9 protein-coding genes are annotated in these 16,988 nt (G+C 64.1%); 7 read left to right on the top strand and 2 right to left on the bottom strand.

Translation table 11 applies throughout. The annotated features are described in order from the left end of the window. Nucleotides 1-11: 11 nt before the first annotated feature. Nucleotides 12-3,191 carry a TonB-dependent receptor gene (locus CRO39_RS08670; RefSeq protein ID WP_097121494.1) on the bottom strand — a complete coding sequence of 1,060 codons (3,180 nt, stop codon included), beginning with the start codon at nt 3,189-3,191 and terminating at the stop codon, nt 12-14. A 206-nt stretch (nt 3,192-3,397) separates the two neighbouring features. Continuing rightward, on the bottom strand, nt 3,398-6,160 hold the full coding sequence (locus CRO39_RS08675) for a TonB-dependent receptor (RefSeq protein ID WP_097121495.1): 2,763 nt from the start codon (nt 6,158-6,160) through the stop codon (nt 3,398-3,400). Between the two features lie 232 nt (nt 6,161-6,392). Between CRO39_RS08675 and CRO39_RS08680 the strand changes: the two genes are divergently transcribed. The 7 genes from CRO39_RS08680 (at nt 6,393) to CRO39_RS08710 (ending at nt 16,986) form a co-directional block, all read left to right on the top strand. After that, nucleotides 6,393-7,415 carry a sugar kinase gene (locus CRO39_RS08680; protein WP_162125743.1) on the top strand — a complete coding sequence of 341 codons (1,023 nt, stop codon included), beginning with the start codon at nt 6,393-6,395 and terminating at the stop codon, nt 7,413-7,415. Between the two features lie 383 nt (nt 7,416-7,798). Continuing rightward, nucleotides 7,799-8,650, top strand: coding sequence for an HpcH/HpaI aldolase/citrate lyase family protein (locus CRO39_RS08685; RefSeq protein WP_097121497.1), 852 nt, complete (start codon nt 7,799-7,801; stop codon nt 8,648-8,650). Between the two features lie 118 nt (nt 8,651-8,768). Next, a complete protein-coding gene (locus CRO39_RS08690; protein WP_238394572.1) occupies nt 8,769-11,225 on the top strand; it encodes a sodium:solute symporter family protein in 2,457 nt (818 codons plus the stop codon). 86 nt (nt 11,226-11,311) lie between these two features. Next, complete coding sequence (locus tag CRO39_RS08695; RefSeq protein WP_097121499.1) at nt 11,312-12,193, top strand: LysR family transcriptional regulator; 882 nt, start codon at nt 11,312-11,314, stop codon at nt 12,191-12,193. A 271-nt stretch (nt 12,194-12,464) separates the two neighbouring features. Beyond that, entirely contained in the window at nt 12,465-14,705 is a 2,241-nt protein-coding gene (locus tag CRO39_RS08700) for a TonB-dependent receptor (RefSeq protein WP_097121500.1), read from the top strand. Nucleotides 14,706-14,749: 44 nt separating this feature from the next. Further along, nucleotides 14,750-16,036, top strand: a complete 1,287-nt coding sequence (locus CRO39_RS08705) for a serine hydrolase domain-containing protein (protein WP_097121501.1) — start codon at nt 14,750-14,752, stop codon at nt 16,034-16,036. Next, nucleotides 16,033-16,986, top strand: a complete 954-nt coding sequence (locus CRO39_RS08710) for a ribokinase (RefSeq protein ID WP_097121502.1) — start codon at nt 16,033-16,035, stop codon at nt 16,984-16,986. The genes CRO39_RS08705 and CRO39_RS08710 overlap by 4 nt, the downstream gene beginning before the upstream one ends. The last annotated feature ends 2 nt before the right edge of the window (nt 16,987-16,988 follow it).

Genomic DNA, 16,988 nt, shown 5'->3' on the forward strand with positions numbered 1-16,988 from the left:
GGTTGACAGGGTCAGAACTTGTAGCGCGCGCCGATGTAGTACTGCCGGCCGGTATGTGTGTAGCGGTCCGGCAGCGACAGTTCCGAGTCGACGTAACGTTTGTCTTCGGTATCGAGCAGGTTGGTCGCTTCCAGGGTCAGCGACAGATTCTTGTTGACCCGGTAGGACATGTTGAAGTCGACGTTGCGGACGCTGTACTTGCCGGTCACATCCGCGGTGGTCAGCTGGTTGCCGTCCAGGTCCCAGACGTTTTCGCGGCTGAGGATGTCGCTGATGTAGCCATCGCGGTAGCTGCTGGAAACCCGCGCGCTGAACTTGCCGTTGTCGAAGTACACGGTTGCGTTGTACGAGTTGGGCGACAGGTTGACCAGGTCGTTTTCGGTGAACGTGGTGACCACGGTGGTGTTGCTATTGGCCGCGGTGCTGAACATGTACTGGATTTCAGACTCCACGTGGGTGTAGTTCAGCTGCACGCCGAAGTGGCGCCAGAAACCCGGCAGGAACGAGAACGGCTGCTGGTAGGTCAACTCATAGCCCTTCAGCGGGCCGCCCGGCGTGTTGTAGTAGCTCTGCACGTTGAACACGGTGTCGGCGGTGAAGCCGGCCGGCAGCAGGTCCAGCGAATAACCCAGGTCGCCCCAGGTGGACAGCAGGCGGGTGCGCTGGATGTAGCTGTCGATGTCCTTGTAGAACACCGCCGCCGACAGCAGGCCGCCTTCCTGGAAATACCATTCGGCGCTCAGGTCGTAATTGGTGGAGCGGAACGGATCCAGCTTGGGGTTGCCCAGGTTGATCGAGAACACCCTGCCGTCGTCGAAGTAGCCGGTCGGGCCGCCGCTGACGCCTGGCGACATGTAGGTCAACGTCGGTCGCGCCATCGTCTTGGCGGCGCCGAAGCGCAGCACGAAGTTGTCGGCCAGGTCCCAGGCCAGGTTCAGCGAAGGCAGCACGTCGTTGTACTCATGACTGACCACGCTACGCACCAGCAACCGGTCGCCGGCGGCGGCGGTGGCGCTGGCCACGCCGAAGAAGGTCTCGCAGTTGGCCGAGTTGTTGGCCGTACTGGCGGCCGCGCAGGGCGCCCAGCCCGAGGCCGTGATCTGGGTATTGACCAAGCGCACACCCAGGTTGCCGCGGAAGGCACGGTCCAGCAGGTCGGTGTTGAAGTCCAACTGCAGGTAGGTGCCCAGCGTCTTCTCGTTGACCTCGAAGTTGTTGTTGGATGAGCCGAAGTGGCCGATCCCGGCCAGGCGGTAGTCGCCGCCTTGCGCGCCGGTGTCGCAGTTGCAGTAGATGTCCAGCAGGTCGGCAATCTTGTTGAAGTCGGGTATCAGCCAACTACTGGGTACGTTGCCGCCCAGACCGCTGCCGAAGCCGGACAGCGTGGTGCTCATGTCGCCCACCGTCACGCCAGCGGGCAGCGACTGGGCCAGCCGACCGTAGCTGATATGGCGGTATTCCTCCGAACTCATGTCGTAGTTCTTGTACGCCAGACCGGTGCGGAAGGTGAAGGTGGGGTTGATATTGAACTGCAGATCGATCTTGGCAGTATCGAACGCATTCTTGACGTAACTCGGATTCAGCCGAACTTCGCTGATGTTGCTGCCGCGCGCGGTGCCGTTGCTGTTGACCGGCACGCTGCCGTAGCCCAGCCACGACCAGGCGTTGGGATCGCTGAGGTCGAACGGGAAGGTCATGCTGGGCAGGTTCCAGTTGTTGCGCAGATCCAGCGCAAACCCGTCCAGGTTGGAGTTGTCGAAGCTGACCAGCGAGAACACCGGACGCTCATAGTCGGACGACGAGTGGCCGACGACCGCATCCAGGCGCACGTCATCGTTGAACTTGTGCTCCAGATTCAGGCTGAACTGCTTGAATTCGGTGGACTCTTCGATCGAGGTCGATTCGGTACGGAAGTCGACATTGTCGAACACGCCATAGACCAACCGGTTCTGATCGTCGACCTGGGCCTCGCGCACGACGATCTGCGTCTTGCCGCCCAAATTGGCGGCGCGGTGCAGGTTGGCGCCCAGCGAATCCTCGCGCTGATTCTTCTCCAGCTTGGAGTACATGCCATCGAAGCTCAGCAGGGTGTCATCGGACACCTTGAACTGCAGTGCGGTAGTCACGCCCAACCGTTCGATCTCATGGTAGGTGCGGATATAGCGCGGATAGCGCGGGATCCAGGCGTTGGTGGCGGTCTCGTAGGCGGCGATATTTTCCGGCGTGGCTTCCGGGCGCGGTAGCCCGGTGCCGCAATTGTTGGCGTCGATGCCGTAGCTGCCCCAGCCGTTGTTGCGGTCTTGGTTGGCCTGGCTTCCGGTGCCAGCCGGCGTCTCGTTCGACAGCGGACTGCGCGGCGTCTGCGGGTTGTAGCCGGCCGGGCTGCAGAAGCCGTAGGTGCCGTTGTTGTTGGCGTTGCTCTGGTTGGAATTGCGGTGGTTGCCGTGTTCCCAGCGTACCGGGTTGTAGCCTTCCTCGAAGATGTTGCGTTTGCTGTAGGACACCGACATCAACGCACCGAAACGGCCGTCGGCCCAGCTGTTGCTGATCAGGCCGGAGACGCGCGGGTCGTTCTTTTCGGAAAGTTCGTTGTAGCCGTACTGGCCGCTCAGCGAGGCCTGGAAACCGTCGAAGTCGAACGGCCGCGAGCCGCGCAGATCGACGGTCGAACCCAGCGAACCCTCGTCCATCTGCGCCGACTGGGTCTTGTTGACCTTGACCCGGCTGAACAGCTCGGAGGCGAAGGTGTTGAAATCGAAACCGCGGCTGCGGTTGACGCCTGCGCTGCCGGAACCGGCAGTGGACAGCGCTTCCAGCCCGTTGATGCGCACGCGGGTGAAGTCCGAACCCAGGCCGCGGATCGAGATGCGCTGGCCTTCGCCGCCCTCGCGGTCGATCGAGACGCCGGCGATGCGTTGCATCGACTCGGCCAGATTCAAGTCCGGGAACTTGCCGATGTCCTCGGCAAAGATGGCGTCAACCTGTTCCACGCTGTAGCGCTTCTCGTCCAGCGACTGCTGCAGGCTTTCGCGGTAGCTGCCCTTGACCTGCACGCGGTCCAGATTGGTGGCCGCCTGTTCGTCGGCGGCAGCCTGCTGCGCGTGTGCCTGCACGCCTATTTGCAGCGCGAATGAAATCGACAAGGCCAGCAAGGTAACCGGTGTCTTTTTTCTGTTGACGCGTGTGTGCATGCTCTCCCCTCCTCAAGGGCAATTGAACGTTGGAGCTCTCTCTCTGCTTATGGAAGCCAAGTGCAGGCGGCGATGCGGAAAAGTCAGGTGCCGCGGCATGGCGATGCGGGTCGCGCATCAGTGGATGAGCGCTGCAACCGGTTCGAAACGGTGCAGCGCAGACAGGTAGCGGATCCGGCGGACGCATCCGCCGGATCCCCTGTCGCTTAGAACTTGTAGCGGAATCCCAACATGTACTGGCGGCCGGTATGGGTATAGGCGATTGATCGGTCCCCGGCGGTATCCATCCACAGGTCGGTCCACTCGTCGGTCAGGTTCAGACCTTCAAGGGAAATCGTCCACCGGTCGGTGAGCTTGTACGAGACCGAGGCGTCGACCGTGGTGAACTCGGACGTTGCCTCAACATCGCTGCCCTCGCGGCCCGGGATCGTATTGACGAATTCGTCACGGTAGGCGGCAGACACGCGTGCCGAGAACTTCTTGTCGTCGTAATAGAGTGTCGCGTTCCAGGCGTTCTCGGACAGGCCCACCATTGGTCCCTTGACTGTTGGCACGCCGGCCGAATTCAGGTACTGGATGTCTGAGTCGACGTAGGTGTAGTTCAGCTGCACGCCGAAGTTCTGCCAGAAGCCAGGCAGGAAAGTGAACGGCTGCTGATAGCTGATCTCATACCCGCGCAGTTCGCCGCCCGGGGTGTTGAGTGGCTGGTTGAAGGTGAAGATGTCTTCCGGCGTGGCGATGGTACCGATCAGCAACTCGTTCGGCAGTCCCGAGGTGTTGTACGGACGGCTTTCCCGCGAATTCTGGATGAAGCTGTCGATGTCCTTGTAGAACAGACCCAATGACAGCAATGCTTCGTTGGTGAAGTACCATTCCAGGTTCAGGTCCAATGTTTTGGCGCGGAATGGTTCGAGCTTCGGATTGCCGGTGGTCACTGTGAACGCGCCACCGGAAGCGCTGACAGTGGCTCCGGGATTCAGGAAGCCTAGGTTGGGCCGGGTCATCACCTTAGCGGCAGCCAGGCGCACCACGAAGTCGGGAGTGATTTCCGCGGCCAGGTTCATCGAAGGCAGCGTATCGCTGTAGTTGTGCGTCACGCGGGTGGGGACCGGCACGCCCGCCAGGAACGACCAGCCATCGCTGGTCAGATCGGTGTCCACGCGTCTCACTCCGACATTACCGCGCAACGGCACATTGCCGATGTCGAAGTTGAAGTCGCCTTGCACGTAATAGCCCAGGCTGCGTTCGTTGATGGTGCGGTTGTTGGCCGCCAGCGTGGACAGATTGTCGAACACCTGATAGATGCCTTCACCGTTGTGGATGCCAAGGGCTTCCTGGAACGCCGCCACATCCGGTACCAGCCACTGGTTCACGCCACCGGCGCCGATCCCGTAAGTGCCGAACTGGCGCAACAGTCCTGCCAGCGTGGCGCTGTCCATTGCCGGAACATTGGTTTCGCTCGGGCGTCGCCACTCCTTCGACTGGAACGTGTAATCCTTGTAATGCGCACCGCCTCTGAGGGTGAAGTACGAGGACGCGATCCAATTGAAGTCGACCTGCGACGCGTCGTACTCGTTGCGTGTCCACTGCGGGCGCAAGCGGATCTCGGCCAGAGTCCAGCCATTGGGATCCAACGGATCCATGTTGCCGTAGTTGAACACCGGGAGGCGGCTGTTGCGGCGGTAATCCCACGAATATCCGTCGACATCGAACTTGTCCATGATGACGGTGGTCTGGATCGGGTTATCGTAGGTTGATTGCACGTTGCCAACCACCGCACTCATCGAGAACGCGTCGGTGAAGCGGTGCTTCAGTTCCCAACTCCACTGCTTGAAGTCAGTGGTCTGTTCGTCGTAGCGCCCTTCCGAACGGATGTCGACATTGTCGAATACGCCATAGACCAGGTTGCCGTTGGCGTCGATCTCGCCATCCATGACCAAGGTGTTCTGCTTGCCGGAGGCATTGGTTCGGCTGAAGGAGACCGCGTTGATGTTGTCCTGGTAGCGGTTGGCATCGAAACGGGCATACAGCGCGTCGAATGACAGCTCGGTATTGGGATTCGGCTTGAACTGCACCGATGCGGTCACGCCCAGGCGTTCCTGCTCGTGCCGATAGACGTTGTAGCGCGGGATACGTGGGTGGAACACATCGGGGCTCAGCGCATCAGTGTACGGCGATGCCGGGTTGAAGAAATTGGTGGTGGCGTTCTGCGCAGTCCACCAGCGCACCGAGTCCGAGCCTTCCTCGACGACCTTGCGGTCGGTGTAGGCCACGGACAGCAGCGCACCGAGCTTGTTGTCGGCGAAGGTATTGCTGACGAGGAAAGTCGCGCGCGGATTGGCTTCCTCCAACAGATCGTTGTAGCTGGCTTGGCCGCCAGCGGCGAGCGTGAAGCCGTCGTAGTCGAATGGACGTGCCGTGCGTAGATCGACAGTTGCACCCAGAGAGCCTTCTTCAACGTCGGCCGACGATGTCTTCCGGACCACCAACTGGCTGAACAGTTCGGAGGCGAAGGTATTGAAGTCGAAGCCACGACCGCGGTTGACGCCGCCAGCGGTATCGGTACCGCCACCGGTGGCCAGCGCTTCAATGCCGTTGATGCGAACGCGGGTGAACTGCGGACCCAGGCCGCGCACGGAAATGTTGCGGCCTTCGCCACCGTCACGGGTGATCGACACGCCCGGGATGCGCTGCAGCGACTCGGCCAAGTTCAGATCAGGAAAATCAGCGATATCCTCGGCGACGATCGCATCCACTACACCCGCTTCGCCACGTTTGATGTCGAGGGCTTTTTCCAGACTGGCTCGATAGCCTGTCACGCTGATAGTGTCCAGGGTCTCTACCGGTTCCTGCCCAGAAGCGGCGGTTGCCTCTTGAGCAGACGCGATGGCACCCGCTTGCAGCGCGAGGCCAATCGCAACGGCAAGCAAGGTAACCGGTGTCTTTCGGCGGATGTCTTGAACTGGCATGTCTTCCCCTCCTCAAGGGACCATGGTCGCTCTATGGCGACTGATTTGGCTGTTTGTGATGCGTGATTCGATGGATAATCGTTGCCAGCCGGCAGAATGACACCGCTGGTCAAATGAAAAGCTAACAGAGTGTGCAGTGCAGCAACAACTATTCTTTCCAGGCTTTTTTGTTGTCCCGGGACAGGAATCTATGCCGCAATGCACAAACTTATTGATTGCGATGAGGGGATGAGTGATGTCGGCAAAGATCGTCTGTTTCGGTGAATTGCTGGTGCGCCTGGGCGCGCCTGGGCGCCAGTTGCTGCTGCAGACGCCGCAGCTGGAAGTGCATGCAGGGGGCGCCGAAGCCAATGTGGCGGTGTCGCTGGCGCGGTTTGGCCACCGCGCGCAGATGGTGGGCGTGGTGGCCGACAACCCGCTGGGCGAAGCGGTTACCGGCGAGCTGCGCCGGCATGGCGTCGACACCGCCGCGGTCCAGCGCGCCGACGGGCGGATGGGGCTGTACTTTCTGACACCGGGAGCCATCCAGCGCCCCAGCGAGGTGCTGTACGACCGTGCCGATTCGGCCTTCGTCCGCGCCGGCGGTGGCCAGCACGACTGGCCGGCGCTGTTGCAGGGTGCCGACTGGCTGCATGTTTCCGGGGTCACCCCGGCGCTGGGCGCGGCGGCTGCCGAGGGTACGTTGAAGGCCATGCGCGCGGCACGGGCCGCCGGCGTCAAGGTTTCCTTCGACGGCAATTTCCGGCCCAAGCTGTGGGAGGCCTGGCACGGCGATGCACCCACGATTCTGCACGCCATCATGGCCGAGGCCGACACGATGTTCGCCAGCCACCGGGATCTGGAAGTGGTGCTGAAGCGACCGTTCGCACAGGCCACCGCACAGGAGCGTTTCGCCGCCGCTGCGCAGGCCGCGTTCGCAGCCTTCCCGCACCTGCAACGGATGACGGCAACGGTGCGCGTGCAGCGCAATGTCGATCATCACGCGCTTTCGGCCAACACCGCGCTGCGTGACGGCACGCTGCACACCACGCCCAGCTACGAAGTGGCCGGCATCGTCGACCGCATCGGCACCGGCGATGCGTTCGCGGCCGGCGTGCTGCATGGCCTCATCAGCGGCATGAGCGATGCCGACGGCCTGCACTTCGGCCTGGCCGCGGCCTGCCTGAAGCATTCGGTGCCCGGCGATTTCAATCTCGTCGGCGTCGATGCAGTGGAAGCCTTCCTCAACCAGGATAGCTTCGATGTGAAGCGCTGAGGCAGGCAAGACTTGGCACGTTTGTATGAGGAACGAGGTGATCGCCATCGCGCGATGCTCTCGCCCCCTCTCCTCCGCTCGCGGGGGAGAGGGTTGGGGTGAGGGGGCCGTTCTCCTGCGTCCCATGTGGCCGCACCGCGAACGCTGCACACGTACATCCTTCGCACCACTGCTGTCTCCGTTCGCCCCCTCACCTGCCTTCGGCATCCTCTCCCCCACGAGTGGGGGAGAGGAGAAGGGAGTAGGGGAAGCTGGCCACTACGACACGAAAAGCTGGCTTGCACCACCGGCAGTCATAACGAAAAGTATCGTCTGAAGATGTCTTCACGCGCTTTTCTTTGGGTTCGATTCGCTCACACTGCGCGCCATGATGAGCATGGCCCATGCGTAGCAAGTTGTTCGTGCCCGGTGTGCGTCCGGAACTCTTCGCCAAGGCCCTGGCCAGCGAAGCCGATGCGCTTTCCTTCGATCTGGAGGACTCGGTGCCGGAGGATCGCAAGGCGCAGGCGCGTGCGAACGTCGTCTCGTTCCTGGCGACGCCGGCGGTGCGCGCAACCGCCAAGACGATTGTGGTGCGCACCAACGCATTGGCGACGCCGCATTGCATCGCCGATATCGAAGCGCTGGCCAGTGCCGGCGTGGGTCTGTTCAACCTGCCCAAGGTGGAAAGCCGCGACGAAGCGCTGGCGGCGGTCGAGCTGCTGCAACGAAGCGAAGCGCAATCGGGCACCGCCGCCACGACGCGGCTGCTGCTGACCATCGAAACCCCGGGCGGATTGCGCAATGCCGCCGGCATTGCCGCGGCACACCCACGGGTGGCGGGCCTGCAGTTGGGGCTGGGCGATCTGTTCGAGCCGTTCGGCATCGACCGCCGGGACCGCGCCAACGTCCACGCGGTCATGCACGCCGTGCGCATGGCGGCCGCCGAGGCCGGCATCTTCGCCTGCGATGGCGCTTTCGGCGATCTCGAGGACGCAGACGGTTTCGTTGCCGAAGCGCGGATGGCGCGCCGCCTGGGCTACGCCGGCAAGAGCTGCATCCATCCGCGCCAGCTCGGGTTGGCCAACCAGGTGTTCCAGCCGACCGACGAGGAAGTCGCAACCGCCCGGCGCATCGTGGCCGCGGCACGAACGGCGGCGGCCGATGGCCGCGGCGCGTTCGTGGTGGACGGCCGGATGATCGACGCGCCGTTCCTGAAACGTGCCGAAGCCATTATCGCGGCGGCGGCAAGATGACCTGCTGCGCAACCGAAACGGAGAGCCCGCATCATCGCAGTGCCAATGGCCATATGGCACTTGCCCGGACTTCCTACTCGGGCATGATTGCCCTCCGCAGCCGGCCACGCATCGACGCATGACGATTCCACCCCAAGCGATCATGCGCAAACCGGCATCGATTGCGCTGCACCTGAGCCGGTGTCTTTGGGTGCTACTGCTGCTGCTTTGCGCGGCGATACCGGCCGCGTATGCGGAGAGTCTGGTATCGGTCAAGCACACCGGCTTTCCGCCATTGGCCTCCGACGCTCCCCTGATTGGCCTGGCGGCCATCGACGCGCGTCCGGTTGCGGTGACCGCCGACGGCGCCTGGTTGCTGGCCGAGGATCAACACTCCTGGCGGCGCGCGGCGTGGCCGTCGCAACCATCCGACGCGAAGATGGTCGGTCTCGTCGGAACCGGCCGCGATGCCTGGCTGCTGCGACAGGCCAGCGATGGACGTCTGCAGCGGATCGAGCGGCTGAGCCTGGGTTCGGATCAATTGCAGGCGGCGGCGATGGCGCCGCTGCCGGAAATGCTGTCCGATGCACGGCTGGCCGCGCAGGGCGATACGCTTTACCTGGCCGGTTTGGGCAAAGACGGCGCGCCGCAGCTGTACCGCGCCTCCATCTCGCGTCCGGATGCTGCCTGGCAAACGCTGCTGGCCTGGCCTGGCGACGGCGTGCCGGTGGCGTTGGTGGCGCAGACCTCGGCGTTGTATCTGACCGCCACGGCCACCGATGCGGCGCAGCAGCAGCTATGGCGCTGGTCCGCCGAGTCGGGTTGGGAGCAGGCCGCTGCAACGCCCGGTAATATCATCGCCGGGTCAGGCCGTGCCATCGGCCAGGCGCATATCCTCTATCTGATGGAAGCGTTGCCGGGTGCGGCCGCCCGCTTGATGAGTTTCCACACCATCACCGGCGCCTGGGCAGCGTTGCCGGATCCGCATGCCGGCAACGCCGGTCACGTCACCGCATGGCAGGATGGCCTGCTGTGGGCGAAACCGGGTCAGGCGCCGGGCCGCATCGGTTTTGACGCGGTGCAGATCGACGGCGGCCGGCATCTGCTGAAGTGGCTGGACTGGATCGTCATCGTGCTGTACCTGGCGGTGATGGTCGGCATCGGCGGATACTTCTATCTGGCGGAAAAACGCACGTCCACCTCGGACTTCTTCGTCGGCGGGCGCTCGATTCCGTTCTGGGCCGCCGGCGTCAGCCTGTATGCCACCAACACCAGTTCGATCAGTTTCATCGCCATTCCTGCCAAGGCCTTCGAGTCCAACTGGCAATACCTGGCCAACAACCTGATCGCCGTGCTGGGACTGATGTTCGTCGCCGTCTGGATCGTGCCGCTGCTGCGGCGGCTGGATCTGATGTCGGTGTTCACCTATCTGGAAACGCGCTTCCATCCGGCCATCCGCATGCTGGCCAGCGCGCTGTGCATCCTGATGCAGATCGGCAGCCGGATGAGCGTGATCCTGTTCCTGCCGGCGCTGGCCATCGCCACCATCACCGGCATCGACGTGGTGTGGAGCATTCTCATCATGGGAGTCTTCACCATCCTCTACACCACCCTGGGCGGCATGAAGGCGGTGATCTGGACCGATTTCGTGCAGGTGTTCGTGATGTTCGGCGGCGCCATCTTCGCCATCGGCTTCATCGTCTACCAGCTCAATGGCGGCGTGCCGGAATTCGTCGGTACCGCGATGGCGGCCGACAAGATGAAGGTGTTCGACTTCAGTTTCGATCTGACCAAGGCCACGGTGTGGGGCTTCATCTTCCTGGTGGTGTTCGACGTGGTGCTGACCTTCCCCAAGGACCAGGTGCTGATGCAGCGGGTGCTGTCGACCCGTTCGGACAGGGAGGCCGGGCGTTCCATCTGGACATTCGCCGCCATCATGATTCCCGGCGGCTTCCTGTTCTACCTGATCGGCACCGCGCTGTACGTGTACTACCAGTCGCATCCGGAACGGATGAACCCGATGCTGCCGATAGACGCGACTTTCCCGCTGTTCATCGCCGCCGAACTGCCGATGGGCGTGACCGGGCTGATCGTCGCCGGCATCCTGGCCGCGGCCATGTCCACGCTGTCGAGCATCATCAACAGCGTCTCCACGCTGGTGTCGGTGGACTTCTACGAACGGCTGGTGAAGAACCCCACGCCGAAGAAGAGCGTGCTGTTCGCCGAAATCACCGGCGTGCTGGTCGGCCTGACCGGTATCGGCATCGCGTTGCTGCTGTCGCGCCACGACATCCACTCGCTGTTCGACGTGTCGATCGAACTGGCCGGCCTGCTGGGCGGCGGGTTCGCCGGCGCCTATACGCTGGGCATGTTCACCCGCCGCGCCAATGCCAAGGGCGTGGCCATCGGCATCGGTTCCAGCATCGCGCTGACGCTGCTGGCGTGGTCGATGGATCTGGTGCATCCGTACTTCTACCTGGCCATCTCGATCCTGCTGTGCATCGTCATCGGCTACGCGGCCAGCCTGCTGTTCCCGGCGCCGCGGCAGTCGCTGGAGGGGCTGACCATCTACCGGCAGCGCCCGGGTAGGGCTTGAGCGCTTGCTCGCGGCCATAGGCCGTTGGTCCTGTCGCGCGTGGCGGGCGCCTCGTGTAGCCTGCGCCGCAGTTCGAGGGCAATGATGTGGACACGCAGTTCCTGAATACGTTCGTGACGGTGGTGGACCGCGGCTCGATGGCGGCCGCGGCGCGCGAGCTCAATATCACCCCGGCGGCGGTGGCCCAGCAGATACGCACGCTGGAACGGGAACTGGGCGCCGGCCTGATCGCACGGGTCGGGCGCACCGTCAGCGTGACCGAGGAAGGCTCGCGCATTCTCCAGCGTGCCCGCGATCTGCTGCGCGATGTGGCCGACATGCGCAGCGTGGCCAACGACAGCGCGGTGTCCGGCGAACTGCGGCTGGGTGCGTGCCCGACCGCGCTGGCCGGCATGCTGCCGGACATCCTGGCGCGGATGGTGGACAAGTTTCCGCAGATCAACGTCTTCATCAAGCCCGGCTACTCGGCCGATCTGTATCGCGCGGTGGAAGCCGGCGATCTGGATGCGGCCATCGTGCTGCAGGCGCCGTTCTCGCTGCCCAAGACCTGCAACTGGCAGCTGCTGCGCGAGGAGCCGCTGGTGGTGCTGGCGCCGGAAAGCATGGCCGGCCGGGATCCGCACGAACTGCTCGCCAGCCAGCCGCTGATCCGCTACGACCGCCATCAATGGGGCGGCCGCCAGGCCGACGAGTACCTGCGCGCGGCCGGCATCGTTCCGCATGAGCGGTTCGAGTTGAACGCGCTCAATGCCATCGCGGTGATGGTCGACCGCGGCCTGGGCGTTTCGCTGGTGCCGGACTGGGCGCAGCCATGGCCCGAAGGCTTGCGGCTGGTGCGCATCCCGTTGCCGAACGAATGCGTGCCGCGCCGCATCGGCATCGTCTGGTCGCGTTCCACGGTCCGGATCCGGCTGGTGACGGTGTTGTTGCGCGAAGCGCAGAGCGCGGTCGGATACGAGCCGGCATAGGGGAAGGCAGCCGCATTACAGCGGACTGTTGCAATGCAGCAGCGAACGCACCGCCTCACACAATAAAAACTAAGCTCTGAACATAGGTAGCGGGGGTTCTTCGATTGCCGGGCCGCGCCTAGTCTCTCTGGCACTGGGGGCATGCAAGCGAGCCCCGGAGGAGAGTGCCTCGCGGTGGCCCGCGGCGACAGCCGCGCGCCTGTAGAGCGCACATGTATGTCAGGCCTTTTCTCCCTGGGAGGGGTGGGCGGCCAACTATCGATGAGACGCCATGATCAAACCTTTGTCTGCAGCCATCAGTTGCATCCTGCTGGCCGCCGCCAGCGCCCATGTCCACGCGCAGAGCGCACCCGATGCCGTGCAGAACGACGAAGACCGGAGTGAAGCGCCGGTCGATCTGGATCGCATGATCGTCACCGGCACCCGTGTGGCCACGTCCATCGACAAGATTCCCGGCGCCATCAGCCTGGTGTCCCGCGAGCAGGTGGAACACACGCTGGCGTTGACCGAGGACGCCACGGCGGTGCTGGCGCGCACGGTTCCCGGTTACGCCGAGTCGTCGCAGGCGATGAGCAACAGCGGCGAAACCCTGCGCGGGCGCATCGCGCTGCGCCTGTTCGACGGCATTCCGCAAGGGTCGCCGCTGCGCGAAGGCAACCGCAACGGCACTTTCACCGACATGGGCCTGGTAGGCCGCATCGAGGTCATCAACGGTCCTTCGGCCTCCGAAGGCATCGGCGCCGCCGGCGGCATCATCAACTACATCTCCAAGGTGCCGACCGAACCGGGTCACGAAACCACGGTAGTCTCGCGCTATTCCAGCCAGTTCGGCACCGACAGCGCCGGCTGGAAACTCGGCCTCAATCACGCCTACCTGGGCGACGATTTCGACCTGCTGTTCAGCACCTCGTACATAGACCGCGGCATTTCCTACGACGGCGACGGCCGCCGCATCGGCATGAACACCAGCGGATCGGTGTCCGACTCCGAAGCCCGCAACCTCTACCTGAAGGCCGGCTACAACTTCGGCGAGAGCGGCGAACAGCGCCTGCAGGCCAGCGTCAGCAACTTCAAGATCGAAGGCAAGGGCAACTACATCCAGGTCGAAGGCTGCCGCTACGACCCGGTCGAGTGCCCGGTGCCGACCACCAACACTTCCGAGCGCGGATCGATCTACGGCTCCAAGGCCGAGATCAACGACTTCCAGCAGGTCGCGGTCAACTACAGCCATGGCGATCTGTTCGGCGGCACCTTCACCGCCGATCTGTACTGGGCCGACCAGGCGATGCGCTACCTGCCCGAGGACGGCGATGACCGCCAACTGGTCAAGGTGGACGAGAACTTCAACGAGGACGACCGCATCTTCGACCAGTCCGAGATCACCTCGAAGAAGCAGGGCCTGCGCACTTCGTGGACGCGGGGCGACATCTTCGCCGTGGAAGGGCTGCAGCTGCGTACCGGTATCGACCTGGTCCAGGACGAGGCCGCCCAGCGGCTGGCACTGACCAACCGGCTGTGGGTGCCGCCGATGGAGTACACCAGCCTGGCGCCGTACGCGCAGCTGACCTGGGATGTCGGCCCGGTCACCCTGAGCGGGGGTATCCGCCACGAGGATGGCGAACTGAAGGTGGACAGCTACACCACCACGCCCTACCGCGACGAAGTGTTCGTGCAGGGCGGCAAGATGGAATACAGCGAGAACATGACCAACTTCGGCGCGATCTGGCGGATCAGCGACGAATGGTCGGTATTCGCTTCCTACGGCGAAGGCTTCGGCCTGGCCAATATCGGCATCCCGCTGCGCAATATCAACAACAACAGCCCGTGCAAGCGGGTGGACTGCATCGCAGATCTCGAGCCGATCATCGTCACCAACAAGGAGGTCGGCTTCAACTGGCGCGGCGACAGCGCCGCCTTCGGCGCGTCGTACTACGACTCCAAGTCGCCGTTCGGTTCCTCGCTGTCGGTGGATCCGGTCACCAACGACTTTGTGATGACCCGCGCACCGGTCCGCATCAAGGGCTTCGAGGCCAATGGCGAATTCCGCTTCAACGAGCGGTGGAAGATGTCGGGCATCTACTCGCGCATCCGCGGCAAGACCTCGTACTGGTCGTCGGCGCCGGATGGCAGCTATGGCGCTGGCGGGTTGAACAAACCGTTGGGCGTGCTGGACGTCAATCCGGACAAGCTGTCGCTGTCGGTGAACTGGAAGTTCGTCGCCAACGGCGACATCACCCTGGGCGCGACCCGGCTGTTCGACCGCCACCTGTCCGGTTCGGACGTGCGCGAGTACGATGGCAGGACCTTCAGTTCTGAAGAGAATACCGAGGGCTACACGCTGGTGGATCTTGGCGTCAATTACCAGACCGCGCGCTTTGGCAAGTTCACGCTTGGCATCGAGAACCTGCTCGACAAGCAGTACATCCTGAGCTGGTCGCAGGTACCGGGCTGGCAGAACTACTGGGCCGGGCGCGGCCGCATGGTTTCCCTCAGCCATACCATCACCTTTTGATTCCAGACTCTCCCCCAACTCGGTTGCCGCGTGGAAGGGCGGGCATGCAGCGGCTTCGGCCGCTGCTGCTCGCCGTCGCGTTGGCGCTGGCTGTGCCGCGGGCCAATGCGGTTGCCGCGGAAGGGGCGGCTGCGGCTTCTCCCGCGCAGGCAGGCGTTTCCGCACAGCGCCTGCAACGGCTGGACGAGTTCCTGCGCAAAGCGACGGACCAGGATGGCTACCTGGGCGGGGTCAGCCTGGTCATGCGCGATGGCCGGTTGGCCGGGCTCCGCGCCTACGGCCATCGCGATCTCGCGCGTAGCCAGCCGATGCGGGTGGATACCATTTTCCGTCTCTATTCGATGACCAAGCCGATCACCTCGGTGGCGGTGCTGCAACTGATGGAACGCGGCCTGCTGGGCCTGGACGATCCGGTTTCGCACTACCTGCCCGAATTCGCCGATATGCAGTTGTTTATTGGCGGAACCGCCGATGCACCGCAGCTGCGGGAAGCAAACTCGCCGATCACCATCCGCCAGCTGCTGACCCATACCGGCGGCTTCGCCACCGGCGGCGAGGGCTACGAGCAGCCGACGCGATTGCTGCAGCGGGCCGATCTGCATGGCTCGGCAACGCTGGAAGAATTTTCGCAACGGTTGGGCCAGGTGCCGTTGGCCGCCGAGCCGGGCAGCCGTTTCAAATACGACGGCACCGGCATCGAGGTGCTGGCGCGGCTGGTCGAAGTGGTCAGCGGCGAATCGTTCGAGGCCTACCTGCAACGGCATATCCTGCAGCCGCTGGGCATGCGCGATACCGGATTCTCGGTGCCGCAGCGCGAGCGCCACCGCATCGCCGATATCACGGTGATGGGAGCCGATGGCAGGCTGCGGCTGGACGACGGCCCCAGCGCACGCGAACCCGGCGCCAGGCTCAATCCCTACCCAAGCGGCGCCGGCGGGTTGTACTCGACCGCCAGCGACTACGCGCGTTTCTGCCAGATGCTGCTGGACGGCGGCAGGCGGGAAGACACCCGGCTGTTGTCGCGCAAGACGGTGGAGCTGATGATGATGAATCATCTGACCCAGTTGGACCCGCCGGTCACCGAGTTCAGCGATGCCGAAGGGTTCGGCCTGGGCGGTTACGTCGTGCTGGATGTGGCCGGCCGAGGCCGGCCGGGTTCGGTCGGCGCGTTCGGCTGGTCCGGCGCGGCATCGACCACGTTCACCATCGACCGCCAGGAGAAACTGGTGGCGATCCTGCTGCTGCAGCATCTTCCCGACGACAGCGACCGCGATCTGCCGCGCGTCGGCACCCGTTTCTACACCCTTGTCTATCAGGCGCTGGAACCATGACTGCAGGCGGCGGAAAACACATCCTGGTGGCCGGTTCGGCCAATCTGGATTTCGTCGTCCGCGCCAGCCATGTGCCGGCGCCGGGCGAAACCGTGCTGGGACGCGATATGGCCACTTTTCCCGGCGGCAAGGGCGCCAACCAGGCGGTGGCCTGCGCCCGCGCAGGCGGCATGCCGACCCGGATGCTGCTGGCGCTGGGCGAGGATGCCTTCGCCGACCCTGTGGAAAGTTCGTTGCGCGAAGCGGGCGTGGCATTGACCGTGGTCAGGCGCAATGATGCGGCTACCGGCACCGCCTTCATCTGCCTGTCCGATGATGCCGACAACGCCATCACCGTGGCGCCAGGGGCCAACGCCAGCCTGCGCGCGGCCGACCTTCCGCCGCTGGCCAAGGTCAGCCACCTGCTGCTGCAGCTGGAAACGCCGGTGGAGATCGTCTGCACGTATGCGCTGGCCGCACGCGCGGCCGGCGTGCAGGTGCTGTTGAACGCGGCGCCTGCACGCGAACTGCCGCGGCAGCTGCTGGATGCGGTGGACGTGCTGGTGGTCAACGAGGGCGAACTGGCGACGCTGGCCGGACATCCGGGCAGCCTGGTCGCGGCCCTGGCCGGCCTGGAGGTTCCCTGCGTCGTGGTGACGCTGGGCGCGCGCGGCAGCCTGGCGCGCACGAATGGCGAGGTGCACCTGCAACCGGCGTTTGCGGTCAAGGCCATCGATACCACCGCCGCCGGCGACACATTCTGCGGCGCATTGGCGGCCCGGTTGGGGCAGGGCGATGGCATCCGCGATGCACTACGCTACGCCAGCGCGGCCTCCGCCCTGGCCTGCACCCGCCTGGGCGCCCAGGCCAGCATCCCGGCGCGTGCCGAGGTCGAGGCGCTGCTGCGCAAATCGCCTGCGGCCTGCGCATCCACCTACGAAGCGCTGGCCGCCTATTGCGGCCTGCGCTAGCG

Origin of the sequence: Pseudoxanthomonas wuyuanensis (genome assembly GCF_900215535.1) — a bacterium.
GTDB classification, from domain to species: domain Bacteria; phylum Pseudomonadota; class Gammaproteobacteria; order Xanthomonadales; family Xanthomonadaceae; genus Pseudoxanthomonas_A; species Pseudoxanthomonas_A wuyuanensis.

Bases quoted from the DNA above. Each gene is read 5' to 3' on its own strand.
- CRO39_RS08685 (WP_097121497.1), top strand. From the start codon at position 7,799: ATGCGTAGCAAGTTGTTCGTGCCCGGTGTGCGTCCGGAACTCTTCGCC.
- CRO39_RS08675 (WP_097121495.1), bottom strand. From the start codon at position 6,160: ATGCCAGTTCAAGACATCCGCCGAAAGACACCGGTTACCTTGCTTGCC.
- CRO39_RS08705 (WP_097121501.1), top strand. From the start codon at position 14,750: ATGCAGCGGCTTCGGCCGCTGCTGCTCGCCGTCGCGTTGGCGCTGGCT.
- CRO39_RS08700 (WP_097121500.1), top strand. From the start codon at position 12,465: ATGATCAAACCTTTGTCTGCAGCCATCAGTTGCATCCTGCTGGCCGCC.
- CRO39_RS08690 (WP_238394572.1), top strand. From the start codon at position 8,769: ATGACGATTCCACCCCAAGCGATCATGCGCAAACCGGCATCGATTGCG.
- CRO39_RS08710 (WP_097121502.1), top strand. From the start codon at position 16,033: ATGACTGCAGGCGGCGGAAAACACATCCTGGTGGCCGGTTCGGCCAAT.
- CRO39_RS08670 (WP_097121494.1), bottom strand. From the start codon at position 3,191: ATGCACACACGCGTCAACAGAAAAAAGACACCGGTTACCTTGCTGGCC.